Annotated in this window: 23 protein-coding genes; 12 read left to right on the top strand and 11 right to left on the bottom strand. The window is 70.9% G+C overall.

Annotated features, from left to right (window positions below):
- Positions 1 to 27: 27 nt before the first annotated feature.
- From FR742_RS26015 to FR742_RS45975, 7 genes are all read right to left on the bottom strand, one after another.
- The gene (locus FR742_RS26015) at positions 28 to 1,035 is read right to left on the bottom strand and encodes a TerC family protein (protein WP_148033364.1); all 1,008 of its coding nucleotides are present in this window, start codon (positions 1,033 to 1,035) and stop codon (positions 28 to 30) included.
- Entirely contained in the window at positions 1,032 to 1,520 is a 489-nt protein-coding gene (locus FR742_RS26020; RefSeq protein WP_148033365.1) for a hypothetical protein, read from the bottom strand. Before FR742_RS26020 ends, FR742_RS26015 begins: the two co-directional genes overlap by 4 nt.
- Complete coding sequence (locus FR742_RS26025) at positions 1,520 to 2,926, bottom strand: Nramp family divalent metal transporter (protein WP_148033366.1); 1,407 nt, start codon at positions 2,924 to 2,926, stop codon at positions 1,520 to 1,522. Before FR742_RS26025 ends, FR742_RS26020 begins: the two co-directional genes overlap by 1 nt.
- A gap of 157 nt (positions 2,927 to 3,083) precedes the next feature.
- Complete coding sequence (locus FR742_RS26030; protein ID WP_148033367.1) at positions 3,084 to 5,216, bottom strand: acetate--CoA ligase family protein; 2,133 nt, start codon at positions 5,214 to 5,216, stop codon at positions 3,084 to 3,086.
- Complete coding sequence (gene frc / locus FR742_RS26035) at positions 5,216 to 6,439, bottom strand: formyl-CoA transferase (protein WP_148033368.1); 1,224 nt, start codon at positions 6,437 to 6,439, stop codon at positions 5,216 to 5,218. The genes FR742_RS26030 and frc overlap by 1 nt, the downstream gene beginning before the upstream one ends.
- Before the next feature lie 12 nt (positions 6,440 to 6,451).
- Positions 6,452 to 8,116, bottom strand: a complete 1,665-nt coding sequence (locus tag FR742_RS26040; RefSeq protein WP_148033369.1) for a thiamine pyrophosphate-binding protein — start codon at positions 8,114 to 8,116, stop codon at positions 6,452 to 6,454.
- Between the two features lie 80 nt (positions 8,117 to 8,196).
- The gene (locus FR742_RS45975) at positions 8,197 to 9,660 is read right to left on the bottom strand and encodes a molybdopterin molybdotransferase MoeA (RefSeq protein WP_261808747.1); all 1,464 of its coding nucleotides are present in this window, start codon (positions 9,658 to 9,660) and stop codon (positions 8,197 to 8,199) included.
- A 74-nt stretch (positions 9,661 to 9,734) separates the two neighbouring features.
- Between FR742_RS45975 and FR742_RS26050 the strand changes: the two genes are divergently transcribed.
- From FR742_RS26050 to FR742_RS26090, 9 genes are all read left to right on the top strand, one after another.
- Positions 9,735 to 10,712 (top strand): 2-dehydropantoate 2-reductase, encoded by a 978-nt coding sequence (locus tag FR742_RS26050; RefSeq protein WP_148033370.1) that lies wholly within the window; start codon positions 9,735 to 9,737, stop codon positions 10,710 to 10,712.
- A gap of 38 nt (positions 10,713 to 10,750) precedes the next feature.
- Positions 10,751 to 12,652 (top strand): molybdopterin oxidoreductase family protein, encoded by a 1,902-nt coding sequence (locus FR742_RS26055; RefSeq protein WP_148033371.1) that lies wholly within the window; start codon positions 10,751 to 10,753, stop codon positions 12,650 to 12,652.
- A gap of 3 nt (positions 12,653 to 12,655) precedes the next feature.
- Positions 12,656 to 14,557 (top strand): NAD(P)H-dependent oxidoreductase subunit E, encoded by a 1,902-nt coding sequence (locus tag FR742_RS26060; RefSeq protein ID WP_148033372.1) that lies wholly within the window; start codon positions 12,656 to 12,658, stop codon positions 14,555 to 14,557.
- Positions 14,557 to 15,396: a 2Fe-2S iron-sulfur cluster-binding protein gene (locus tag FR742_RS26065; RefSeq protein ID WP_261808883.1), complete on the top strand. Its 840-nt coding sequence runs from the start codon at positions 14,557 to 14,559 to the stop codon at positions 15,394 to 15,396. Before FR742_RS26060 ends, FR742_RS26065 begins: the two co-directional genes overlap by 1 nt.
- A complete protein-coding gene (gene fdhD / locus FR742_RS26070; RefSeq protein WP_148033373.1) occupies positions 15,389 to 16,249 on the top strand; it encodes a formate dehydrogenase accessory sulfurtransferase FdhD in 861 nt (286 codons plus the stop codon). The genes FR742_RS26065 and fdhD overlap by 8 nt, the downstream gene beginning before the upstream one ends.
- A 121-nt stretch (positions 16,250 to 16,370) precedes the next feature.
- The gene (locus FR742_RS26075; RefSeq protein ID WP_261808748.1) at positions 16,371 to 17,282 is read left to right on the top strand and encodes a metal ABC transporter substrate-binding protein; all 912 of its coding nucleotides are present in this window, start codon (positions 16,371 to 16,373) and stop codon (positions 17,280 to 17,282) included.
- A complete protein-coding gene (locus FR742_RS26080; protein ID WP_148033375.1) occupies positions 17,279 to 18,055 on the top strand; it encodes a metal ABC transporter ATP-binding protein in 777 nt (258 codons plus the stop codon). The genes FR742_RS26075 and FR742_RS26080 overlap by 4 nt, the downstream gene beginning before the upstream one ends.
- Positions 18,052 to 18,933, top strand: coding sequence for a metal ABC transporter permease (locus FR742_RS26085; RefSeq protein ID WP_148033376.1), 882 nt, complete (start codon positions 18,052 to 18,054; stop codon positions 18,931 to 18,933). The genes FR742_RS26080 and FR742_RS26085 overlap by 4 nt, the downstream gene beginning before the upstream one ends.
- A complete protein-coding gene (locus tag FR742_RS26090; protein WP_148033377.1) occupies positions 18,930 to 19,319 on the top strand; it encodes a Fur family transcriptional regulator in 390 nt (129 codons plus the stop codon). The genes FR742_RS26085 and FR742_RS26090 overlap by 4 nt, the downstream gene beginning before the upstream one ends.
- Here FR742_RS26090 and FR742_RS26095 read toward each other — a convergent pair.
- On the bottom strand, positions 19,259 to 20,176 hold the full coding sequence (locus FR742_RS26095; RefSeq protein ID WP_148033378.1) for a DMT family transporter: 918 nt from the start codon (positions 20,174 to 20,176) through the stop codon (positions 19,259 to 19,261). The genes FR742_RS26090 and FR742_RS26095 overlap by 61 nt on opposite strands.
- Before the next feature lie 71 nt (positions 20,177 to 20,247).
- On the opposite strand from FR742_RS26095, the gene FR742_RS26100 reads away from it, so the two are divergent.
- Positions 20,248 to 20,796 carry a CGNR zinc finger domain-containing protein gene (locus FR742_RS26100; protein ID WP_148033379.1) on the top strand — a complete coding sequence of 183 codons (549 nt, stop codon included), beginning with the start codon at positions 20,248 to 20,250 and terminating at the stop codon, positions 20,794 to 20,796.
- Here the strand turns inward: FR742_RS26100 and FR742_RS26105 are convergent.
- From FR742_RS26105 to recO, 3 genes are read right to left on the bottom strand one after another with little or no spacing between them, the layout of a single operon-like run.
- Positions 20,772 to 21,257 carry a potassium channel family protein gene (locus FR742_RS26105; protein WP_148033380.1) on the bottom strand — a complete coding sequence of 162 codons (486 nt, stop codon included), beginning with the start codon at positions 21,255 to 21,257 and terminating at the stop codon, positions 20,772 to 20,774. The genes FR742_RS26100 and FR742_RS26105 overlap by 25 nt on opposite strands.
- A 29-nt stretch (positions 21,258 to 21,286) precedes the next feature.
- Complete coding sequence (locus FR742_RS26110) at positions 21,287 to 22,060, bottom strand: isoprenyl transferase (RefSeq protein ID WP_148033381.1); 774 nt, start codon at positions 22,058 to 22,060, stop codon at positions 21,287 to 21,289.
- A complete protein-coding gene (gene recO, locus FR742_RS26115; protein WP_148033382.1) occupies positions 22,057 to 22,791 on the bottom strand; it encodes a DNA repair protein RecO in 735 nt (244 codons plus the stop codon). The genes FR742_RS26110 and recO overlap by 4 nt, the downstream gene beginning before the upstream one ends.
- Before the next feature lie 147 nt (positions 22,792 to 22,938).
- Here recO and FR742_RS26120 point away from each other — a divergent pair, with 147 nt between their 5' ends.
- Together FR742_RS26120 and FR742_RS26125 are read left to right on the top strand one after the other, a co-directional pair.
- Positions 22,939 to 24,471 carry a CDP-alcohol phosphatidyltransferase family protein gene (locus FR742_RS26120; RefSeq protein ID WP_148033383.1) on the top strand — a complete coding sequence of 511 codons (1,533 nt, stop codon included), beginning with the start codon at positions 22,939 to 22,941 and terminating at the stop codon, positions 24,469 to 24,471.
- Positions 24,468 to 25,187 (top strand): DUF5941 domain-containing protein, encoded by a 720-nt coding sequence (locus FR742_RS26125; protein ID WP_148033384.1) that lies wholly within the window; start codon positions 24,468 to 24,470, stop codon positions 25,185 to 25,187. Before FR742_RS26120 ends, FR742_RS26125 begins: the two co-directional genes overlap by 4 nt.
- Positions 25,188 to 25,597 lie beyond the last annotated feature (410 nt).

Raw genomic sequence — 25,597 nt, forward strand, 5'->3', positions numbered from 1 at the left:
GGTGGCGCCCCCCGCGCGCGGCGCGCCTCAGCGCTCCGAGTCCGAACGCACCGGATCGGACGACGCCGAGTCCTCTTCCAGCGGCTCCCCTGCCGCCTTCGCGTCGCGGGCCGACTTCATCAGGCTCAGCACCGTGGTCACGGCGAGAGTCCCGAGGATGACGCCCAGAGAGACCAGGATCGGGATCTCCGGCGCCCACGACACGCCGTCGTGGTGCATCGCCTCCAAGATGAGTTTGACTCCGATGAAGGCCAGCACCACCGACAGTCCCTTGCTCAGGTAGACCAGCCGGTCGAGCAGGCCGCCGATCAGGAAGAACAGCTGCCGCAGCCCCATGAGGGCGAAGGCGTTGGCGGTGAACACGAGGTAGGGCTCCTTGGTGAGCCCGAAGATGGCCGGGATCGAGTCGAGCGCGAACAGCAGGTCGGTGGTGCCGATGGCGACCATGACGATCAGCATCGGCGTCACCATCCTGCGGCCCAGGTGCACGGTGAGCCGGGCGCCGTAGTAGGTGTCCGTGGTCGGGAGCACCCGGCGCACCGCGCGCAGGGCGGCGTTCTCGCTGAACTCGGCCTCGTCCTCCTCGTGCCCGATCAGTTTCCAGGCGGTGTAGACCAGGAAGGCGCCGAAGACGTAGAACAGCCAGTCGAACCTGGCCACGGCCTCGGCGCCGGCGGCGATGAAGGCGCCGCGCATCAACAGGGCCAGGACGATCCCGATGAGCAGCACCTTCTGCCGGTACTGCCGGGGCACCCTGAACCTGCTCATGATCAGAATGAAGACGAACAGGTTGTCGACGCTGAGCGAGTATTCGGTGATCCATCCCGCGAAGAACTCGCCGCCGTGCTGCGCCCCCGAGACGAAGAGCAGCCCGCATCCGAAGGCGATGGCCAGGGCGACGTAGAACGACACCCAGGCCACGCACTCCCGGAAGGAGGGCTCGCGGGGGTTGCGGGCGACGAGGTAGAAGTCCAGCGCGAGCACGATCGCGAAACCGCCGATCGTGGCGAGCCAGACCCAGGCGGGCAGGTTCATCGACGAGCTCCCTTCCTGGTCTGCATGACCTGGGCATGGCGGACGTACAGGCCGAACAGCGCCTCGGCGCGGGGGTTGCCCGCGCGACGGCGCATCAGCCAGGGCGGCATGACCCGTTCGTGCAGGAAGACGAAGCCGATCGCGAAGCCGAGACTCACCATCGCCTGGAACAGCAGGAAGGTGAGCACGCCGTCGTTCGCCCCGGCCCCGGCGACGCTCTCCTGGAGCAGCCGGGACAGCGGGAAAGCGGCCATCCAGTAGAGCCCGGTGGGGCCGAACGTGCCGGGCCGGAACACGCCGCGTCCGAGCAGCACCCCGTACAGCCCGCCGAAGAAGGCGAGCGGCGCGGACAGTGCGAGCGCGGACTGGGCGGCCAGGCCGGCGGGGACCTCCGCGAGGAGGGTCAGCCCGCCGGCCAGCGCGCCGGCGACGGCTCCGATCGTCGCCCCGGGCAGGGCGAGTTCGAGGTCGTCCCGATCGATCATCAACCCACGACCACCCCGAAGGCGAACAGGCTGTAGAACAGCATGCCCAGATAGAACACCGCGCCGAGGCCGATGATCACGTTGGTCCACCACTTCGGCCTGATCGGTTTGGGCAGCATGCGGTTGTTGACCAGCAGCAGCGTCACGCAGTACGCGCCCATCGCGAACGTCGACAGGAACGCCAGCGTGTCCAGGATCCCCTCAGGCCCGTCGGCCGGGCCGAAGAGCAGGATCAGGATGCCGAAGATGATCACGCCCCACAGGAAGCCCGCGTACAGGTGCGACATGCGCAGCTTCTTCGCGCCGGGCACGAAGTTGTAGGTCATGTCGGCCTGGCCGCGCGAGAACGAGTCGAAGAGCCCCAGCGTGGCGTTGAGCCCGATCAGCGCGATGAACCCGAGGAAGACGCCGCCGAGCACCGAGCTGCCCGCCGAGGAGACGGCCTCGGACATGGCGCTCAGCGCCACGTCCCGGTCGTCGCCCCGCAGCGCGGTCTGCACCTCGGGGTTCAGCCGCGCCGCCGACTGGGCGATCACCGTGAAGGAGATCGTGACCAGCATGGTGATGCCCCAGAAGAGCGCCAGCGCGTCGAACGTGACCCAGCGCCGCCAGCCCTTCCACTTGGCCATCTCCGCGGGGTCCTCGGTGTCGAACATGAAGCCCCGCGAGGGCATGGCCTCTTCCTCGCCCGCGTGCCGCAGCCCGCGGACCTTCGGGATGTGCGCGCCCATGCCGGCGCCGGAGTCGCGCAGGTGCAGCGTGTACCACATCTGCTGCATGCCCGACGGTCCGGCGAAGGCGCAGGCGCCCACGATGACCGGGAACCACGCCGCTGTCATGGCCTCCTCCGGAAGATAGCCGAAGGCGAACATGCCGGTGATGGTGGTGACCACGTCGTTCCACGAGCCCACCATCGCGGCGACCACGGAGGTGCCGATCACGAGCGTGCCGATGAGCAAGGACAGCACGTTCTCCAGGACGTTGTAGATCACCTTGGCCAGGCTGAAGATCACCCCGACGAGGATGAGCCCGGCTATGGCCGTGACCATCCACGGGATCCCGGTTATCTGCTCGAACGCCGCCGCGCCGGCCGACAGGTGGCCCGGCCAGATGTAGACGAGGACGGCGACGATGAAGAAGAACCACATGATGGGCTTGAACACCCGGGCCGCGCCGGAGAAGATGCTCTCCCCCGTGGCCATGGCGTACCGCGCCATCTCCAGCATCACCACGGCCTGCAGGGTGACGCCGATCAGGAACAGCCACCTGATCTCCGGCCCGAACAGCAGCACGAGCCTGGGCCACATGTAGGACTCGCCCATCCCCACGCCCAGGGCGACGAGGAAGACGGTGGGCCCCAGGATGTGCACCGAGGGAGGCGCATCGGGGAGTTTCCTGATGGGCATCGGCTCAAGCCGGCCCGCTTTCCATACTCGTTTGTCCTCATCCGGCGGCGCAGACGTCGCCGGGGTGTTGGATGTGTCCACCTACGGACCTCCTGGGGGGTTGGTTGTTCTCCTGCGCTGCCCCGATCGCCCCCTCGCCAGGTGATGAGCTCGGCTCTTAGCTCAGCAGCCCGGCCGCTCTTGCCCAGCGGTACTTGGCGCCCAGCACCGCCACCGGCTTCTCGGTCGTGTAGGGGTACGCGACCACGCCGTGCTCGAACAGGTACTCCGACGCCTCCTCGACCTCGGTGTCTCCGGCAAGCGAAGCCACGACGGGCTTGACGTTGCCCTTCTCCCGCTCCTCCGCCACCACGCGGGCGATCAGCTCCGCGAAGACCATCGGCGGGGTCACGATGGTGTGCCAGTAACCCAGCACGAGCGCGTGGATCCGGTCGTCGGCCAGGCCGAGCCGGACCGTGTTCTGGTAGGTCGACGGCGGCTCGCCGCCGGTGATGTCGACCGGGTTGCCGGCCGCGCCGAACGGCGGGATGAAGGCGCGGAACGCCTCGTCCAGGTCCGGCGGGATGTCCATCAGCGTCAGCCCGGCGTCCACGCAGGCGTCCGAGAGGAGGACCCCGGAACCGCCCGCCCCGGTGATGATGACGACGTTCTCGCCCTTGGGCGCGGGCAGGATCGGCAGCGCCCGCGCGTACTCGAGCATGTCGTTGAGCCCGGGCGCGCGCACCACTCCGGCCTGCCGCAGGATGTCGTCGTACACCTTGTCGTCGCCCGCCAGCGCCCCCGTGTGGGAGCCGGCGGCCCGCGCGCCCATGGCGGTGCGCCCCGCCTTGAGCACGATGACCGGCTTCTCCTTGACGACCCGGCGGGCCGCGTCGACGAAGCCGCGGCCGTCCTTGAGGTCCTCCAGGTGCATGGCGACGGCCTTGGTGTTGTCGTCCTGCTCGAAGAACGTCAGCAGGTCGTCCTCGTCCACGTCGGCCTTGTTGCCGACGCCGACGATCGCCGACACGCCCATCTTGGTGGTCCGGCTGAAGCCCAGGATGGCCATGCCGATGCCGCCGCTCTGCGAGGTCAGCGCCACGCTGCCCTTGACGTCGTACGGGGTGCAGAACGTCGCGCAGAGGTTCTCCGGCGTGTAGTAGTAGCCGTAGATGTTGGGGCCGAGCATCCGCACGCCGTGCCGCCTGGCGATCTCCACGATCTCCTGCTGGCCCTCGACGTTGCCGGTCTCGGCGAACCCCGACGGGATCATGATCGCGCCGGCCACTCCCTTGCGCCCGGCGTCCTCCAGCGCGGCCGGGACGAACTTGGCGGGGATGGCGAACACGGCCACGTCCACGTCGTGCGGCACGTCGGAGATGCTCTGGTACGCGGGCAGCCCCATGATCTCGGGGGCCTTGGGGTTGATCGGGAAGATCCTGCCCTGGTAGCCGCCGTTGATGAGGTTGCGCATGACCGAGTTGCCGATCTTGCCGTCCTCGGCGGAGGCGCCGATCACGGCCACCGAGCGCGGCTTGAAGATCCGCGTCATCTGCCGCAGGATCTCCTCCCTCGGCAGCCGGTCGGGCTCCCTGGCCGGCTCGCCGATGATGATGCGCACGTCCGCGGCGACCGCCCCGCGCGCGTCGGCGAAGACCGGGTTGAGGTCCACCTCGGCGATCTCGGGGAAGTCCGTGACGAGCCTGCTCACGCGTTCGATCAGTTCCGCCAGCGCCTTGCGGTCGGCCGGCTCCGCGCCGCGTGCCCCACGCAGCACCTCAGCCGCTTTGATGTCGTCCAGCATCCCCAGCGCCTCACCACCCGAAACCGGGGCAAGCCGGAAGGTGACGTCCTTGAGCACCTCGACCAGGACACCGCCGAGGCCGAACGCGACGACCTTGCCGAAGGTGGGGTCGGTGACCGCGCCCACGATGACCTCGTGGCCGCCGCCGACGAGCTGCTGCACCTGGACGCCGTCGATGCGGGCGTCGGGGTCGTACGCCCGCGCGTTGGCCAGGATCTTGTCGAAGCCCTCCCGTACCTCCTCGGCCGTCTTCACCCCGACCAGCACGCCGCCGGCGTCGGTCTTGTGCAGGATGTCCGGTGAGACGATCTTCAGGACGACCGGGAAGCCGATCTCGGCCGCCAGCTCGGCGGCCTGCCCCGCCGAGGTGGCCAGGCCCTCCCCGGGGGTGGCGATCCCGTACGCCTGGCAGATGCCGCGCCCCTCGGGGGCGGTCAGTGCCGTGCGGCCCTCGGCCAGCGCCTTGTCCAGCACGTCCCTGACCGCGCCGCGCGCCCCTTGCTCCACTAGATGACTCCGTTCGTCTTGAGCTCGGCCAGCTCGTCGGCGCTCACGCCCAGCTCGCCGTAGATCTCCTGGTTGTGCTCGCCGAGCAGGGGCGACGTCCTGACCTCCACCGGGGAGTCGGACAGCTGCAGCGGGCTGCCGACGGTGAGGAACTCGCCCCGCTCCGGGTGGTCGACCGCGACGACCATGCCCTCCTCGCGCAGCGACTCGTCCTCGATCAGCTCCTTGGTGGACAGGATCGGCCCGCACGGCACGTTGGCCGCGTTCAGCTTGTCGAGGACCGTCCACTTGTCGTGCCTGATCGTCCACTCCTCGATGAGCTGGAACATCTTGTCCAGCTTGGGCAGCCGCGCCTCGGGAGTGGCCCACTCGGGGTCGTCGGCCAGCTCGGCGCGGCCGATGATCTCGGAGATGGGCTTCCAGCCGACCGGCTGGACGATCACGTAGATGTAGTCGTTCGGCCCGCCGGGCGCGCAGCGCACCGCCCAGCCGGGCTGGCCGCCGCCGCTGGCGTTGCCGGAGCGGGGCACCTCGTCGCCGAAGGTCTTGTTCGGGTACTCGCGCAGCGGGCCGTGCGCCAGCCGCTGCTGGTCGCGGAGCTTGACCCGGGCGAGGTTCAGCACCGCGTGCTGCATGGCCACCTGCACCCGCTGGCCCCGGTCCGTGGTCTGGCGCTGGTAGAGCGCGGCCAGGATGCCGGCGACGGCGTGGATGCCGGTGCCGGAGTCGCCGATCTGCGCGCCGGTGGCCAGCGGCGGGCCGTCCTCGAAGCCGGTGGTGGTCATCGAGCCGCCCATCGCCTGGGCGATCACCTCGTACGCCTTGAACGCGCGGTAGCGGCCGGGGCCGAAGCCCTTGATGGAGGCGTAGATCAGGCGCGGGTTGAGCTCCTGGAGCCGCTCCCAGGTGAAGCCCATGCGGTCGACGGCGCCGGGGCCGAAGTTCTCCACCAGGACGTCGGACTGCTTCACCAGCTCGGTGAAGATCTCCTTGCCGCGCTCGGACTTCATGTTGAGCGTGATGCTGCGCTTGTTGCAGTTCAGCATCGTGAAGTAGAGGCTGTCGACGCCGGGCAGGTCACGCAGCTGCTGCCGGGTGATGTCGCCGGTGATGGACTCCAGCTTGACCACGTCGGCGCCCAGCCAGGCGAGCAGCTGGGTGGCGGACGGGCCCGACTGGACATGGGTCATGTCGAGGACGCGGACACCTTCGAGTGCCTTCATGTTCGGACCTGCCTACTTGTACATGGTCTGGTTCATGGTTCCCGGGGCGTACACGTCGGGATCGACCCAGACGTTGATGAGCGACGGCTTGCCGGACTCCCGGGCCCGCTCCAGCGCGGGGCGGATGTCGGCCGGGTCGCGGACCTCCTCGCCGTGGCCGCCGAGCAGCTTGGCGAACTCGCCGTAGCGGACGTCGCCCAGCGTGTTGCCGACGCGGGCGCGGTCCTCGCCGTACTTGGCGGCCTGGCCGTACCTGATCTGGTTCATGGACGAGTTGTTGCCGATCACGCCGATGAACGGCAGGTCGAAGCGGACCATGGTCTCGAAGTCCCAGCCGGTGAGGCTGAAGGCGCCGTCGCCGAAGAGGCAGAGCACCTCCTTGTCCGGGCGGGCCTTCTTGGCGGCCATCGCGAACGCCATGCCGACGCCGAGCGTGCCGAGCGGGCCCGGGTCCATCCAGTGGCCGGGCGACTTGGGCTGCACGACCTGGCCGGAGAAGGTGACGATGTCGCCGCCGTCGCCGATGTAGATGGTGTCCTCGGTGAGGAACTCGTTGATCTCGTGGACCAGCCGGTACGGGTCGATGGGCTGGGCGTCGGAGAGCTGGCGGGGCAGCCGCTTCTCGTACGCCTGCGTCTCGACCGCGCGCAGCTCCTCGATCCACTCCTTGCGGCGGGCGGCGCCGTTCTCCACCCGCCCGCTGGCCGCCTGCGCCGCGGCCGACAGGATGAGGCCGGGGTCGCCGACGATGCCGAGGTCGATGTCGCGGTTCTTGCCGACGGTGCGGTAGTCGAGGTCGATCTGGACGACCTTGGCGGTGGGCGACAAGCGCTTGCCGTAGCCCATGCGGAAGTCGAACGGGGTGCCGACGATGATGATCAGGTCGGCCTCGGTGAAGGCGTAGCGGCGGCTGAGCTGGAAGTGCATCGGGTCGCCCGGCGGCAACGTGCCGCGCGCCGAGCCGTTCATGTAGGCCGGGACGTTGAGGCCGCGCACGAAGTCGATGGCCGCGTCGGTGGCCCGGCAGGTCTGCACCTGGCTGCCGAGCAGGATCGCCGGCTTCTCCGCGTGCGCCAGCATGTCGGCCAGGCGCTCGATCGACTCCGGGTCGCCGGCCTGGCGGGTGGAGGCCCGGTAGTTCTTCGGGATCCTGGCCTTGTCGAGCGGCACCTTGGCGTCCAGCACGTCACGCGGGATCTCCAGGAACGACGGCCCCGGCGCGCCGTGATAGCACTCGCGGAAGGCCATCGACACCAGGTCGGCCACCCGTTCCGTGGTCGGCACCGTGGCCGCGAACTTGGTGATCGGGGCCATCATGTCGACGTGGGGCAGGTCCTGCAGCGAGCCCATCTTGTGCTGGCTCAGCGCGCCCTGGCCGCCGATCAGCAGCATCGGGCTCTCGGCCCTGAAGGCGTTGGCCACGCCGGTCACCGCGTCGGTCGTGCCCGGCCCCGCGGTGACGACCGCGCAACCGGGCTTGCCGGTGATGCGGGCGTAGCCGTCGGCGGCGTGCGCGGCCACCTGCTCGTGTCGTACGTCGATGACCTCGATGCCCTCATCGACACAACCGTCGTAGATGTCGATGATGTGGCCGCCGCAGAGCGTGTAGATCACTTCCACGCCCTCGGCCTTGAGCGCTTTGGCTACCAGATGACCGCCAGAGATCGTTTCCGACATCGTGCACCCTTTCCGGCGACTGTCTATCGCATACTGCATACCGTATGAAGGCAATGGTTACCCTCTCCTCACCGAGCTGTCTAGCCCCCAGTGGGCAACTCGATCAGCTCGACCTGCTCCCCCGACCACCCCGGCGGCACCACCGCCAGGGCCTCGGCCAGCGCCGCTCCCCACAACGACCCCGGCCTGTCGTGCCCCACGGGAATCGCGCCCCGGCCCGACCTGAGCACCGGGACCAGCCGGGTGTCCCGCTCGTGCGCCCGCACCGGCCCCGCCAGCGCGCTGCTCTCCCGCCGCACCCCTGCCCCTCGCATCCCCCGCAGTACGGGAACGAGCAGCGTCATGGCGGCGGCCAGCGCCGCGAACGGGTTCCCCGGCAGGCCCACCACGAGCGTCCCCCCGGGCAGGCGGGCGAGCAGCTGCGGATGCCCCGGCCGCACCGCCACCCCGTCCACGAGCACCTCCGCCCCCAACTCCCCCAGCACCCCCCGCAAATGATCAGCCGGCCCCCGCGACGACGCCCCACAAACCACCACCACCTCCACCCCACCTCTCTCCCCGGAACGGACCCGGAGGTCCTCTCTGGGTTCACGACCCTCATCAGCAAGAACCCGCAGGTCTTCGCAGGACGGAAGTCCCTCCCGCGGCGGGGACTCCTCACCGGAACGGACCCGGAGGTCTTCTCGGAGCTGGGGGGTCTTTCCGGGAGAGAACCCCTCTCGCGAAGGCTCCTCGCCTCGGGGTTCGGGAGAAGAACCTTCTCGGGGTGGGGGGTTCTCGCCGGGGCTGGAGCTGAGGTGTTCTTGGGGGTTCTGTCTGGGGTGGGGTGGCGAAGCAAAGGCTGACAGGGCTGCGTGGAGGGGGGCGGCGCCGTCGGGGAGGCGGGTGTGGGAGATGAGGCGTCCTCCGGCCCAGTCGATCAGTCCCGGGAGGAACGGGCCGATGGCGTCGCGGACCCGGCCCGGTCCTGGGAGGCCGTGGTCGACCACCTCGTCACCGGTCACCAGCACCGCGACGGACGGCACTGGCCGTACGGTGAGGATGTCGTGACCCAGCGCGGCGGCGAGCCCGGCGACGACAGGCGTCACGACGGCCCCGGCCCCGAGCACGACGGCGCCCTCGGCGATGTCCTCGCCCCGCCGCCGGATGTGCCGCCCGGCCTCGATCCGCCCGTCCACCCACGAGCCGCCCGACGCCCGCTCGTACGGGAGGACCGACTCGGACCCCGGCGGGACCGGGGCGCCCGTGGCGATCTCCACCGCCTCACCAGGCCGCAGCGCGTCCCCGTACGGGAGACCTCCCGCGAGGACCCGGCCCACCACGCGCCAGGGCGGCGCCCCCGCCACCGCGTACCCGTCCATCGCCGACACGTCCGAGCCGGGCACCGCCACCAGGGCACGCAGCGGCCCAGCGAGGCGGCAGCCGAGCGCCCGGGAGAGTGGCAGGTCAGCCGGGGGCAGCGGACGGGCGGAGCGGGCCGCGAGGTCGCGGGCGGCCGGCCACGAGAGCGCGCGCACGGCGGCCTCATGTCGAACAACGGTCATCGACGTGCTCCTTGACCCGAATTTTTCCATACTGTATACCGAATGCAAATCCGACGCGAGAACGGAGCGAGAGCATGAAGGTCGCTGTTCTTGGCGCCGGCGCCATCGGCGCGTATGTGGGGGCCGCCCTCCACAGGGCGGGAGTCGAGGTCCACCTCATCGCGAGAGGGCCGCATCTCGAGGCCATACGCAAGTCCGGTGTGATGGTGCTCAGCCCCCGGGGCGACTTCGTCGCCCACCCCCATGCCACCGACGACCCGTCCGAGGTCGGCCCGGTGGACCACGTCTTCCTGGGCCTCAAGGCGAACCACTACGCCGCCTCGGGCCCCATGATCAAGCCGCTGCTGCACGAGGCCACGAGCGTCATCGCCGCGCAGAACGGCATCCCGTGGTGGTACTTCCACGGGCTCAAGGGCCCCTACGAGGGCTACCGCATCGAGAGCGTCGACCCGGGGGGCACGGTCACCGCCGCGCTCCCCCTGCACAGGGCTGTCGGATGTGTCGTCTACGCGGCCACCGAGATCGAGCGGCCCGGAGTCATCCGTCACTACGAGGGCACCCGCTTCTCCATCGGGGAACCGAGCGGCGAGCCGACCGCGCGCTGCGCGGAGTTCAGCGAGGCCATGGTCGCGGGCGGGCTGAAGTGCCCGGTGGAGACGGATCTGCGCCGGGACGTGTGGATCAAGCTCATGGGCAACATCGCCTTCAACCCGATCAGCGCGCTGGCCCGGGCCACGATGGCCGGGATCTGCCGCCACGACGGCGCGCGGGAGCTGGTCAGATCGATGATGACCGAGACGGTGGACGTGGCCAGGCGGGTCGGCTGCGATCCCGGGATCTCGATCGAGCGCCGCCTGCGCGGAGCGGAGAAGGCCGGCGAGCACAAGACCTCCACCCTCCAGGACCTGGAGAAGGGCAAACCGCTGGAGCTCGACGTGCTGCTCGCGGCGGTGGTCGAGCTGGCCGATCTCACCGGGGCCGACGTGCCCACGCTGCGCGCCATCCACGCGGTGAGCGACCTGCTCAACGAGAACCTTGTCCGTGCGGTCTGAGGACACATACCGTAGTCTGTATACAGAATGGAGAAATCATGAGCCATGACCGCCTGACCCATCCACTGGTGCGTGAGGACGGCGTGCTGCGCAGGGCGACCTGGGAAGAGGCGCTCGACCGCGCCGCCGAGGGTTTCCGCCGCAACGTCGCCGAGCACGGCCCCGACAGCTTCGCCATGCTGTCGTGCGCCCGTTCGACGAACGAGATGAACTACGTGGGGCAGAAGTTCACCCGCGTGGTCATCGGCACCAACAACGTGGACTCCTGCAACCGCACCTGTCACGCGCCCAGCGTGGCGGGGCTCTCCGCGGTGTTCGGCAGTGGCGGCGGCACCTCCTCATACCAGGAGGTCGAGGACACCGACGTGATCGTGATGTGGGGCTCGGCGGCCCGGAACGCGCATCCGATCTTCTTCCAGCACGTCTTGAAGGGCATACACAACGGCGCCCGGATGTTCGCCGTGGATCCACGGCGCACCGGCACCGCGCAGTGGGCGGACCTGTGGCTGGGCCTGAACGTGGGCACCGACATCCCGCTCGCCCACGCCATAGCCCGCGAGATCATCCACGCCGGGCTGCACAACGAGGCGTTCATCGAGCGCGCCACGACCGGCTTCGAGGAGTTCCGCGCGTCGGTCGAGCCGTGGACGCTCGGCGTGGCCGAGCAGGTCACCGGCGTGCCCGCGGACGCGATCAGGGAGCTGGCACACGCCTACGCCCGCGCCGACCGCGCCCAGCTCTGCTGGACGCTCGGCATCACCGAGCACCACAACGCCACCGACAACGTCCGCGCGCTGATCAACCTCAGCCTGCTGACCGGCCACGTCGGCCGCTACGGCTCCGGCCTGTCGCCGCTGCGCGGCCAGAACAACGTGCAGGGCGGCGGCGACATGGGCGCCATCCCCAACCGGCTGCCGGGCTTCCAGGACATCCTGGACCCGGAGATCCGGGCCACCTTCGAGCGGGCGTGGGGGGCGCCGATCCAGCCGAAGTACGGCCACAACCTCACCGAGATGCTGGAGGCGATGGCCGAGGGCCACGTCACCACCTGCTATCTCATCGGTGAGAATCCGGTGCAGTCCGAGGCCGACTCGCTGGCCTGCATCAAGCGCCTGTCCATGCTCGACCACCTCGTCGTGCAGGACATCTTCCTCACCAAGACCGCCCAGATGGCCCACGTGGTGCTGCCCGCCAGCGCCGCGTGGTGCGAGGCCGACGGCACGTTCACCAACAGCGAGCGGCGGGTGCAACGGGTGCGCAAGGCGCTCGATCCACCGGGCGAGGCCCGCGACGACATCGAGATCCTCTGCCAGCTGGCCCGCAGGCTGGGCCACGACTGGAGTTACGACGGCGCCGAGCAGGTCTGGGACGAGCTGCGCTCGGTCTCCCCCGTGCACCACGGCATGACCTACCGGCGGCTGGACGAGCACCAGGGCATCCAGTGGCCGTGCTTCTCCGAGGACACGCTGGAGCCGCCGTACCTGCACGCGCGGCTGTGGGAGACCGACCCGGTCAAGCGCGGCATGCCCGCCGCGTTCGCGGTGCTGCGCCACTCGCCGCCGGTCGACCTGCTGGACGAGGAGTACCCGCTCCGCCTCACCACCGGGCGCAGGCTCGACTCGTACAACACGGGCGTGCAGTCCTCGGGGTTCGCCTCGCCGCTGCGGCGCGGGGAGACGATCGACATGTGCCCGGAGGACGCCGAGCGGCTCGGCCTCGTGGCCGGCGAGGAGGTGCGCATCACCTCGCGCCGGGCCTCGGTGGTCGCGCCCGTGTACATCGACCCCGCCCTGCGGCCGGGGCTGGTGTTCATGACGTTCCACTTCCCGGACGAGGTCGACGTCAACTCGCTGACCATCGAGGCCACCTGTCCCATCGCGGGCACCGCCGAGTTCAAGGCGGCCGCCGTACGCGTCGAGAAGCTCGTCAAGGTCGGGTGAGCGATGGATCTGCGATTCCGTGACGCGGAGCCGACGGCCGAGGAGCGCGAGGCGGTCGACGCGCTGCTCGGGCCGCCCGCCTCCGCCTGGGACGGCGGCGAGCGGACCGCGACCGACCTGCGGGTCGCGGCCCGCGCCGAGAGCTCCCGCGACCTGCTGCTGCCGGCCCTGCACGCGGTCAACGACCGGGTGGGGTGGATCAGCGAGGGCGCGCTCGACTACATCTGCCGCCGCCTCACCGTGCCGCCCGCCGAGGCGTACGGGGTGGCGACCTTCTACTCGCTGCTCTCCGTGAAACCGCGCCCGCCCCGGGTGCTGCACGTCTGCACCGACCTCGCCTGCCACGCCAAGGGCGCGGACGCGGTACGGCGGCGCGTCGAGGAGCGGCTCGGCCCGCCCGGCGAGTCCTGGCAGCCGAGCCCGTGCCTCGGCCTGTGCGAGCGCGCCCCGGCGGCCCTCGCCCTGGAGGCGGGCGACCCGCCCACGGCCGACGTGTACGGGCCGATCCTCCCGGAGACGATCGGGGACGGAATCTGGACGGGCTTGCCCGGCCCGGACGGCGTCCCGCTCAACGGCTCCCCCAGCACGACCTCCAACGGCGCGGCCGCGAACGGCACGGCCGCCTCCGACGGGCCGCGCGCCAGGCAGACGGGGGACGCCGGGGAGCCTCCCGCCGAGGCCGCCGTGCCCCAGGCCGGGCAGGACGGGCTCGTCCTGCTGCGCCGCATCGGCGTGGCGGACCCGGCGAGCCTGGACGACTACCGGGCCAACGGCGGGTACGCCGCGCTGCGCCGGGCCTTCCGGCTCGGCCCCGCCGGGGTGATCCGCGAGGTGCTGGAGTCGGGGCTGGTCGGCCGGGGCGGCGCGGCCTTCCCGACGGGCCGCAAGTGGGACGCCGCCGCACGCCAGCCCGACCACCCGCACTACCTGGTGTGCAACGCCGACGAGAGCGAGCCGGGCACCTTCAAGGATCGCGTGATCATGGAGGGCGACCCGTACGCGCTCGTCGAGGCCATGACGATCGCCGCCTACGCCACCGGCTGCACCAAGGGCTACCTCTATATCAGGGGCGAGTACCCGAGGGCCGTCAGGAGGCTGGAGCACGCGATCGCCACCGCCCGCGCCAGGGGCCTGCTCGGCGCCGGCATCCTCGGCCACGACTTCGACTTCGACATCGAGCTGAGAAGGGGCGCGGGCGCGTACATCTGCGGCGAGGAGACCGCGATCTTCAACTCCATCGAGGGCTTCCGCGGCGAGCCGCGCAGCAAGCCGCCGTTCCCGGTGGAGAAGGGCCTGTTCGGCAAGCCCACGGTGGTCAACAACGTGGAGACGCTGGTCAACGTGCTGCCGATCCTGGAGCACGGCGCCCAGGCGTACGCCGCGACCGGCACCGGGTCCTCGACCGGCACGAAGCTGTTCTGCGTGTCCGGCGGCGTCGCCCGGCCCGGCATCTACGAGCTGCCGTTCGGGGCGACGCTCCGCGAGCTGATGGACCTGGCGGGCCCGGTGGGCGAGCCGCGGGCGGTGCTCCTCGGCGGCGCGGCCGGGGCGTTCGTGACCGATCCCGACATCCCGCTGACCTTCGAGGGCACCAGGCAGGCGGGCGCCACGCTGGGCTCCGGCGTGGTGCTCGTGCTGGACGACAGCGTGGACCTCAAGGCGATCCTGCTGCGCATCGCCGAGTTCTTCCGTGACGAGTCGTGCGGGCAGTGCGTGCCCTGCCGGGTCGGCACCGTACGACAGGAGGAGGCGCTGCACCGCCTGTCGGAGCGGGTGGACGAGCGGGACCTGCTGCTGCTGCGCGAGGTCGGGCAGACCATGCGGGACGCCTCGATCTGCGGGCTCGGCCAGACCGCCTGGAACGCCGTGGAATCAGCCATCGACCGCTTGGGGGTGTACCGGTGATCCCGCTGCAGCCGCCTCGGCGGCTCGTCGACGTCGAGATCGACGGCGAGAACGTCCGCGTGCCTGAAGGCTCGACGATCCTGGACGCCTGCGCGGCGGCGGGCAAGGACGTCCCGACCCTCTGCTACGGCGACACGCTCACCCCGAAGAACGCCTGCCGGGTGTGCGTCGTCGAGGTGGAGGGGTCGCGGACGCTCGCCCCCGCCTGCTCCAGGAAGGTGGAGCCGGGCATGACGGTCGGCACCGACACCGAGCGCACCCGCCACAGCCGAAAGGTCGTGCTGGAACTGCTCGGCTCGTCGGTCGACCTGTCCACGACGCCGCGGGCGGCCGAGTGGATCGAGGAGTACGGCGCCGAACCCGGCCGGTTCGGCGACGACGCCGCCACCGTCGAGCAGCCCGCCAAGGTCGACAACGAGCTGTACGTGCGCGACTACGGCAAATGCATCCTCTGCTACAAGTGCGTCGACGCGTGCGGCGAGCAGTGGCAGAACTCGTTCGCCATCGGCGTGGCCGGCCGGGGCTTCGACGCGACGATCTCCACCGAGTTCGACGCGCCGCTCACCGACTCGGCCTGCGTCTACTGCGGCAACTGCGTGGAGGTGTGCCCCACCGGGGCGCTGTCGTTCAAGACCGAGTTCGACATGCGGGCCGAGGGCACCTGGGACGAGTCGCGGCAGACCGAGACCACGACGATCTGCAGCTACTGCGGGGTCGGCTGCAACCTGACCCTGCACGTGCAGGACAACAAGATCGTGAAGGTGACGTCGCCGCACGACAACCCGGTCACCCATGGCAATCTCTGCGTCAAGGGACGGTTCGGGTTCGGCTATGTCTAGGGTCTCCGTCAAGCGCCGCATCCTGCGCATCAGGGACGCCGCCCCGACGCGCAGGATCGACTCGCTCGCCGCGGAGGAGCCGCTGGAGATCCGGCTCGACGGCACCCCGCTGACCGTCACCATGCGGACCCCGGGCGACGACTTCGACCTGGCCGCCGGTTTCCTCGTCAGCGAGGGGGCCGTCGGCTCGGCGGACGACATCGCCACGATCCGCTACTGCGCGGGCGCCACCGCAGACGGGCAGAACACCTACAACGTCCTGGACGTGCGGCTCGCGCCAGGCGTCCAGGCCCCGGCCCCGCGCAACTTCTACACCACCTCCTCCTGCGGGGTCTGCGGCAAGGCCTCGCTGGAGGCGGTGCGCACCGTCGCCCGCTGGGCCGCGCACGACGACCCCGTCGAACTCGGCCGGGCGACCGTGGCGGCCCTGCCCGGCAGGCTGCGCGCGGCCCAGCGGGTCTTCGACCGGACCGGCGGGCTGCACGCCGCCGGTCTGTTCACCGCCGAGGGGGAGCCGCTCTGCGTCCGCGAGGACGTGGGCCGGCACAACGCGGTGGACAAGCTCCTGGGCTGGGCGCTCAGGAACGGGCGGCTGCCGTTGCGCGGCACCGTCCTGATGGTGTCCGGCCGGGCCTCCTTCGAGCTGGTGCAGAAGGCGGTGATGGGGGGCGTCCCGGTGCTCGCCGCGGTCTCCGCCCCGTCCTCCCTCGCGGTCGAGCTGGCCGCCGAGGAGGGCCTGACGCTCATCGGGTTCCTGCGCGGGGACTCGATGAACGTCTACGCGGGCGAACAGCGGCTGGACCTCACCTCGGGTGCCGGCTACGGCTCAGCCGGCGTACCTCCCCCGAGGTGATGGCGGGATGCCGTGCGGAAGGCCTGGCCCCCAGCCGCCGTCCGGCATCCCAAGCCATCGATTTTGACAACCATTTTCATTTCCCGGCATACTGACTCACATGATGTCAGGACATTCCCGTATGCGGGTCGCTGGGGCGCTCGCGGGCGCGACGTTGCTGGCCACGACCGCGTGCGGCGCCGACGCCGGGACCGGCGCGGCCACCGGAGACACTCCGCAGGTGGTCGCCGCCTTCTATCCGCTGCAGTGGATCACCGAGCAGGTCGGCGGCTCCGACGTCCAGGTGTCGAGCCTGACCACTCCCGGTGTCGAGCCGCACGACATGGAGCTGGGCGCCCACCAGATGGCCCAGCTGGAGGACGCGGCGCTCACCGTCTACATCAAGGGCGTCCAGCCCGCCGTGGACGAGGCCGTCACGCCCGACACGGCGTTCGACGCCGCCACCGCCGTCCGGACGATCCCGGCGGGCGGGCACGACGAGCACGAGCACGAGGAAGGCGAGGAGGCCCACGACCACGAGGTCTCCTACGATCCGCACCTGTGGCTCGACCCGTCCAGGTTCGCCGCCGTCGCCACGGAGCTGGGCGAGCGGCTGGCCGCCGCCGACCCCGCGCACGCGCAGGCGTTCAAGGACCGCGCCGCCAAGACCGCCGCCTCGCTCACCGCGCTGGACGAGGAGTTCAGCCAGGGCCTGGCCACCTGCTCGACGCGCACGATGGTCACCGCGCACGAGGCGTTCGGCTATCTGGCCGACCGCTACAAGCTGGAGCAGGTGGGCATCACGCTCGACCCCGAGTCCGAGCCCTCGCCCGCCCGGCTGGCCGAGGTGGCCGAGCTGGCCAAGCGCGAGAAGGTGACCACGATCTTCACCGAGGCGCTGGTCAGCCCCAAGGTGGCCGAGGTGCTGGCCGGCGAGGTCGGCGCGAAGACCGCGGTGCTCGACCCGCTGGAGAGCGCGCCTTCCGGCGATTACGCGTCCGCGATGCGCGACAATCTGAGGACATTGCAGACGGCCCTGGGGTGCACCACATGAGCGAGACCGCGTTCGCGATGACCGGCGGGCGGGTCGCGCTCGACGGCCGGCCTGTGCTGGCAGGCGTCGACCTGACCGTCCGCGAGGGCGAGGTCGTGGCCATCATGGGCGCCAACGGCTCGGGCAAGTCGACGCTCGTGCGCGCGCTGCTCGGGCTCACGCCGCTGTCCGGCGGCACGACCCTGCTCTACGGCTCACCGCCCGCGCGTTTCCGCCACTGGTGGCGCATCGGCTACGTGCCGCAGCGCCTGGCGATCGGCGGCGGCGTGCCCGCCACCGTACGGGAGGTCGTCACCTCCGGCCGGGTCGCCCGGCGGCGCAGGCTGAGCCCCTACCGTCAGGAGGACCGGGAGGCCGTGGCCCGCGCCCTGGATGCGGTGGGGCTGGCCGACCGGGCCGGCGACTCGGCGCAGGCCCTGTCCGGAGGTCAGCAGCAGCGGGTGCTCATCGCCCGCGCGCTGGCCGGGGAGCCCGACACCTACGTGATGGACGAGCCGACCGCCGGCGTCGACGCCGGGACCCAGCGGCTGCTCGCCGACACGCTCGCCCGCCTGGTGTCCGCCGGGAAGACCATCGTCCTGGTCGCGCACGAGCTGGGCCCGCTGGAGCCGCTCATCACGCGCGGCGTGGTGGTCCGGGAGGGCCGCATCGCCCATGACGGGCCGCCCCCCGAGCCGGAGGGCGACTGCGCCAGACCGGGTCACGAGCACGTGCACCCGCACGCCGCCGAAGCCGCCGCGGGCCCGCTCCGCGGCTGGCAGGGAGAACCATGATCGACCTGAGCCTGCTCGACAAGCAGTTCTTCCAGCTCGCGCTGATCGCCGCCCTGCTGGTGGGGCTCTGCGCGCCCGCCGTGGGCACGTTCATCGTGCAGCGCAGGCTGGCCCTGCTCGGCGACGGCATCGGCCACGTGGCGCTGACCGGCGTCGCGCTCGGCTTCCTGACCGGCACCGCCCCGGTGCTGACGGCCGTCGTGGTGGCGATCGCGGGGGCCCTCGCCATCGAGCTGGTCAGGGCGCGCGGCCGCACGAGCGGCGACGTGGCGCTGGCGCTGCTGTTCTACGGCGGCATCGCGGGCGGCGTCATGCTCATGGGCATCGCGCCCGGCGGCAGCAACGCCAAGCTCAACTCCTACCTGTTCGGCGCCATCGCCAGCGTCACGACCGAGGACATCTGGGTCATCGGCGGCCTGGCCGTGCTGGTGCTCGGGGTGGTCACGGTCTTCGGCAGGGAGCTGTTCGTGCTCTGCCAGGACGAGGAGATGGCCAGGGCCAGCGGGCTGCCGGTGCGCTTCCTCAGCGTGCTGGTCGCGGTCACGGCCGCGCTGACCGTGGTCATCGCCATGCGGGTGGTCGGCCTGCTGCTGGTCAGCGCGCTCATGGTGATCCCGGTGGCGACCAGCCAGCAGCTCACCAGAGGATTCCGCACGACGATGCTGCTGGCCATGGTGTTCGGCGTGGTGGCGTCGGTGGGCGGGCTCCTCGCCTCGACCGCCTCCACGCGGGTGCCGCCGGGGGCGGCCATCGTCCTTCTCGCCCTGGCCGGCTTCGTCCTGGCCCTCGGTGTCGGTAGATTCGTACGTCAAGGCCGATCCCAGGAGTCGAACGTGAGCCAGCAGGCAGGCAGCGTCCGCGTCAAGGAGGTCAGATGACCTCCAGGCGGCAGGCCGTCCACGAAACCCTGCGTCAGAGCGAGGGGTTCCGCAGCGCCCAGGACGTCTATACGGAGATGCGCCAGCACGGCGCGAAGATCGGGCTGACCACGGTCTACCGCGCGCTGCAGACGCTGGCCGACCACGGCAAGGTCGACGTGCTGCGCAACGACGAAGGCGAGTCGGTCTACCGCGCGTGCGCCACCGGCGAGCACCACCACCATCTGGTCTGCCGCCGCTGCGGCCACACCGTCGAGGTGGCGGGCCCCGCCGTGGAGCGCTGGGCCGAGACCATCGGCGCCGAGCACGGCTTCACCGAGATCACTCACACCGTCGAGGTCTTCGGCACCTGCTCGTCCTGCTCCAAGCCGCCGGAGGCGGGCTGATCGCGACGTGACCCCCACAGCACGCCCAGCACGACCACCGCGCAGCCCGCGAGCTGCAGCGCCGACGGACGCTCGCCGAGCACGGCCGCCGACAGGCCGACCGTCGTCATCGGCTGGACGAGCAGCAGCAGCGCGGTCAGCGCGGCGGGCTGGCGGGGCAGCGAGTACGTGATGAGCGACCAGCCGAGCACCTGCGGCCCGAGCGCGAGCACCAGCAGCCAGCCGTGCTCGGGCCAGCTGACGGTGAGGTCGGCGCCGCCGAAGACCGGGCTGAGCGCCGTCATGGCGAGCGTGGCCACGACGGTGGCGTGCGCGAGCGGCGCCGCCGAGCGGTCGGACGCGCTCTTCATGAGCAGCAGGAAGGCCGCGTACGAGAGCGACGTGGCGACGCCGGTGACCACCCCGAGCACCGGGTCGACGCCGTACGCGGCCCGGTCGAACACGCCGGAGATCAGCACGACGCCGCCGAACACCACCGGGGTGGCCGCCATCAGGGCGCGCGACGGCCGCTCACGGAAGATCGCCCAGGCGGCGAACGCCACGATGAACACCTGGAGGTTGCCCAGCACGGTGGCCAGCCCGGCGCCCACGTACGCGATCGAGTGGTGCCAGAACAACAGGTCGAGCGCGAACATCAGGCCCGCGACCCAGGCCAGCAGGCGGGGCCTGCCCCTGAACGGCCCGCGCCGGCGCCGTTCCAGCGTGGCGAGCACGATCAGAGGCGGGATCGCGTACGCGCACCGGAAGATCGCCGAGGTCGCCGGCGCCACGTCGGCGAGCCGGACGAGCGGCCCGGAGGTGGAAATGATCAGAGCGCCTGCGATCGCGATCAGCACGATACGGCGGTGTGAACTCATCGGAAATCCCAGGCCCCCCGTGGGAGAGATACGCTGCGACCACGCTAGAACCGGCCCCGACAGGAGTCAACATGCCCTTTGGCCATGACATGCAGCATTCCCTGGGCACCGTCGTCGAGCTCGTCAACACCTCCCCGTCGACGGGCGGCGAAGACCGGCTCGCCACTCTGACCGAGCTGCAGTCCTTCGTCGAGGGGCGGCAGGTCAGCGGTCTGGGCGGGCTCACCGCGCGTGATCTGGGCCAGGTCCGGATGATACGGGAGGCGTTCTACCGCGTCTTCACCGCGGCCGACCAGCCGACGGCGGTGCGCCTGCTCAACGGGCTGCTCTCCGAGACGCGCATAACGCCGCGCCTGACCGAGCACGACGGCCATCCGCTGCACGTCCACTACTTCGCCCCGGACGCCACGCTGGCCGAGCACCTGGCCGCCGACTGCGGCGTCGCCCTGGCCCACCTGCTGGTGGAGGACGAGTGGGAGCGGCTCCGCACCTGCGCGGCGCCCGACTGCGAGCACGTCTTCGTCGACGAGTCGCGCAACCGCAGCCGCGTCTACTGTGACAGCCGCACCTGCGGCAACCGCATGCACGTCGCCGCCTACCGCGCCCGCCGCCGCGCCTGACCCGCCTTGATCTTGCCGGCCACCAGGGTCGCGGCGGTGGCCAGCACGATGATGTTGAACGCCATCTGCACCAGCACCAGCCCCCTGGCCACCTGACCCTGCGCGTGCACGTCGCCGAACCCGACGGTGGTCAGCGTGGAGACCGCGAAGTAGAGCGCGTCGGTCCTGGTCTCCAGGCCCACGAACTCGCCCTGTCGCCAGTAGGCCACGTTGTAGTCGGCGAGCGCGAACAGCACCACGCCCGCCACGGTGATCAGAGCCAGCCCGGCCGGGGTCAGTCCGCCCTCGTCGCCGGCCGCCTGCTTCGCGACCTCCCTGGCGACGCTCCAGCCCACCAGCGCGAGACCGGCGAGCACGCAGCCCACCCGCAGGGCCTGCACCCAGCCGGGCTGGTCCTCCTGCAGGGGCACCACGTAGTAGGCCGCGATGATCAGCGCGGTTTGCCAGGCGAGTCGCCGCATGCGGGAAAAGTTCCCCGCTCGGGGACCGGTTAGACCGGGTTGGGCAGAGCTCCGCCGTAACGCCGGTCGCGCTTGGCGTAGATCTCGCACGCCTCCCACAGATCCCTGCGGTCGAAGTCGGGCCAGAGCCGGTCGAGGAAGACCATCTCCGCGTAGGCCGACTGCCACAGCAGGAAGTTGGAGAAGCGCTGCTCGCCCGACGAGCGCACGAACAGGTCGACGGCCGGGATCTCGGGCTCGTCGAGATAGCGGGCGAAGACCTTCTCGTCGACCTTGGACCGCTTGACCCGGCCCGCCTGGAGGTCGTCGGCCAGCCTGAGTGCCGCGTCGACGATCTCGGCCTGGCCGCCGTAGTTGACGCAGAACTGCAGCGTCAGCTTGCGGTTGGCCCGGGTCATCTCCTCGGCGGACTGCAGCTCGGAGATCACGCTCTTCCACAGCCGGCCCGGCCTGCCCGCCCAGCGCACCCGCACGCCCATCGCGTGCAGCTCGTCGCGGCGGCGGCGGATCACGTCGCGGTTGAAGCCCATGAGGAAGCGCACCTCGTCGGGCGAGCGCTTCCAGTTCTCCGTCGAGAACGCGTAGGCGCTCAGGTAGGGGATGCCCAGCTCCAGAGCGCCCTCGATGACGTCGAACAGCGACGACTCCCCCGCTTTGTGCCCCTCGGTGCGGGGCAGCCCGCGGGCCTTGGCCCACCGGCCGTTGCCGTCCATGACGATGGCCACGTGGCGGGGCACCAGCTCACGCGGGATCGGCGGCGGGGTCGCGCCGGACGGATGGGGTGTCGGCGGGCGGACGTTCAAACGGGCTCCCTTTCTACGTGGCGGAGCGAGCGTATCCCGTGTTCGAGGTGCCATTGCAGATAGGCGGCGACCAGGCCGCTGCACTCGCTGCGGTGTCGCTGCTCGGACGCGTCGGCCGTCGCCCAGTCGCCGCGCAGCAGCGCCGTCATCAGGCCGATCGTCTCACCGGCGGGCACCGCCGCGCCGGCGGGCCGGCACGCCCCGCACACCACGCCGCCCGCCACGATGGCGAACGCCCTGATCGCGGGCGCCCGGCACTTGGCGCACGCCTCCAGCGCGGGCGCGTATCCGGCGACGGCCAGCGAGCGCAGGAAATAGGCGTCGAGCACCAGCCGGGGTTCGTGATCGCCCTCGCCGAGCGTGCGCAGCCCGCCCACCAGCAGCAGGAACTGCCGCAGGGCCGGCTCCTTCTCGCCGTGGGTCAGCCGGTCGGCGGTCTCCAGCATCGCGGTGCCGGCGGTGTAGCGCGGGTAGTCGCTCGCCAGCGCCTCGCCGTACGGCCTGATCGTCTCCGCCTGGGTGACGACGTCGAGCGTGCGGCCGGTGTGGAGCTGGAGGTCGACGTGGGTGAACGGCTCCAGCCTCGCCCCGAAGCGCGAGGTGGTGCGGCGCACCCCCTTGGCGACGGCCCGGATCTTGCCGGTGCGCTTGGCCAGAACCGTGACGATGCGATCGGCCTCGCCGAGCTTCTGCGTGCGCAGGACCACGCCCTCGTCACGATAGAGACTCACCCGGCCATCCTACGGTCGTATCAAAGTGACGACACTTCGTGCTACTCCCATGGCGGTGTGACACGCCTTTCCGCAACCGTCACTAGACTTTGACGCCTGTTCCGCATTGCCCACTGTTCACCCCTCCGTTACCGCCGAAAGGTAGTCATGACCCGCGTGGTCCTGCTGGGCTCTTCACCCGGCCCCGACACCGCTCCGACCGGCTTGAGGCTCGCCGCACTTCCCGGCAATCCCACCGTCGCGGAGCGACTGCGCAACCAGGTCCTCACCATGGACCCGACGCCCGCCACGATCGGCTCCGGCGACGTGGCCGCCGCCCTGCGCGCACTGGCGGAGGTCGCGGAGTCCGCGACCGAGCCCCTGTTCATCATCCCGGAGAACTCGGTCATCCACGACGAGCTGATCTACCAGATCAACAAGACCAAGCGCGGCGCGCTGGTCCTCGTCGCCAAGGAGCCGCGCCCGGTGGCGGAAGAGGAGGGCGAGGAGACAGAGGACGACCAGCTCAACGGTAACGTCCCGATAGCGGAGGCCGAGCCCGAGATCGGCATGAACGAGGTGGAGGGCCTGCCGGTCCGCTCCCGCATCGGCAAGACCAGGGTCATCTCGGTCGGCACCGCCACCCACCTGGTGACCAGGCCCAACGCCGTGCTGCTCGGCCCGATGTACATCAGCGCGCGCAACGCGCCGATGCTCGCCGAGACCTGCCGCGAGCTGGCCGCGATGGCGTCCGCCTTCGGCGACGACGACGACCTGGTCCAGATCATCGCCTTCGGTCTGGTGCGCAAGGGCGTGTCGGTCGGCATCCGGGGCCGCCGCGACCTGTTCTACCGCCGCGTCACTTCCCAGGAGCAGGCCAACGAGGCCGCCGTCGAGATGTCCGGCTTCGACGAGGACCGCGCCAGGCTCAACAACGCGGTCAAGGGCGCCGACGGCTTCTTCACCACCTACTTCGTCTCGACCTACTCCCGGTTCATCGCCCGCTGGGCGGCCCGGCGGGGGCTGACGCCCAACCAGGTCACGCTCATCTCGATCGCCCTCGGCGTGGCCGCCGCCGCCTGCTTCGCCACCGGCCAGCGGCCGTGGATGATCGCCGGCGGGCTTCTGATCTACTTCGCCTTCGTGTTCGACTGCGTCGACGGCCAGGTCGCCCGCTACGCCCGCAAGTTCGGGGTGCTGGGGGCCTGGCTCGACGCCACGTTCGACCGGTTCAAGGAGTACGTCGTCTTCGCCGGACTGGCCGTGGGCTGGGTCGTGGCGGGCAACGGCGGCGACGACATCTGGATCTTCGCGCTGGCCGCCATCGGCCTGCAGTCCGTGCGCCACCTGCTCGACTTCTCCTTCGGCATCTCCAACCGCCGCAAGCCCCCGGCCAAGCTGCCCACGCTGGCGCTCGACGCCCGCGACGACCGTGACCTGCGCCAGGCCCTGGAGCGCCGCAAGGTCGAGCAGAGCAGTGGCGTCAAGCGCATGCTCAAGATGTGGTCCAAGGCCGGCAAGTACCGCGCGGTCCACTGGGCGCGTAAAATGATCGTGTTCCCCATCGGCGAGCGGTTCGCGGCCATCGCGATCACCGCTGCGCTCTTCGACGCCCGCATTACCTTCCTCACGCTGGTGATCTGGGGCTCCGTCGCCGCCGTTTACACTCTCACCGGACGCCTCATGAGGTCGCTCGCATGATCACCCAGCCGCAGGCCGCCGCAACCCCCACGCCGGACCCCGACGAGGAGCGCCGGCGCATCCAGACCGCCCGCCTGCTCGCCTACCGCGACGACGGTCCCCTCGTCCACGTGCTGTCGGGCAGGCTCGGCAAGGGCCTGCCGCCGGTCCCCGCCACGCTGGCCGCGCTGCTGGCCGTCATCGCCGTCACGGTGACCGGCCTGGTCCAGCCGGGCTTCACGATGCTGCTGCCGTCGCTGATCGTGCTGCTGCTGGTGCTGCCGACCGCGCCGCGCGACCACCTGGGCCGCTTCGACTGGCTCACGCCGCCGCTGCTGCGCGCCGCCGAGTTCCTCGCCATGATCGTGGTCGGCCTCGCGGCGGGGGCGCCGAAGTGGCTGCTGTTCGTGCTGGTGTACGTGGTCGGCTACCACACCTACGACACCGTCTACCGGACCCGGCAGAGCATCTGGCCGCCGGCCTGGGTGTTTTACGCCGGACTCGGCTGGGAGCTGCGGCTGCTCATCATCGGCGCGGGCGCGGCGTTCGGCCTGGTCACGCCGGTGCTGGCGGTGCTGACGGCCTACCTGTTCGTGCTGTTCGCCGTCGAGAGCGTGACGAGCTGGGTCCGCCTGGACAAGGCGTCGGCCCAGGCGGCCGCCGACGCCGAGCAGGACCTGGAGCAGTCCCCCGAGGACGCGCTGGAGCAGGCCGCCGGCGAGGCCGAGAAAGCCTGATCTCCCCTACGCGAAAGGCGGGGCCGCCCTCACGGCCCCGCCTTTCGCGTTTCCTCCGGCACCCCGGCTTCCGCGAGGGGAGCGTTTAGGCTGGGGACTCAGGGACTCTGAGCCGGAGGAGCCGGATGGCGTTCTTGTCGCGGCTGTTCAAGCGGGGCGACCCGCTGGCCGAGCGTGCGGAGGCGCGCCGGCAGGGCATGCGCGACGCCCGGCGACACCCGCTGACGACCTTCACCGACCCCGAGAGCCGGCCCCCGTTCGTCGCCGAGGTACGGGCCCGCGCCCGCGAGCAGATCGCCGACGCCGGCCGCCGGCTGGCCGCCCGGCGCGGCGAGTTACTGGACCAGTCCCTGGCCGCCCGGGAAGCGATCCTCCTGGAACTCAGCCGCACCGACCTCCTCCCCCAGCCC

Source organism: Nonomuraea sp. C10 (assembly GCF_008017515.1).
Taxonomy (GTDB): domain Bacteria; phylum Actinomycetota; class Actinomycetes; order Streptosporangiales; family Streptosporangiaceae; genus Nonomuraea; species Nonomuraea ferruginea.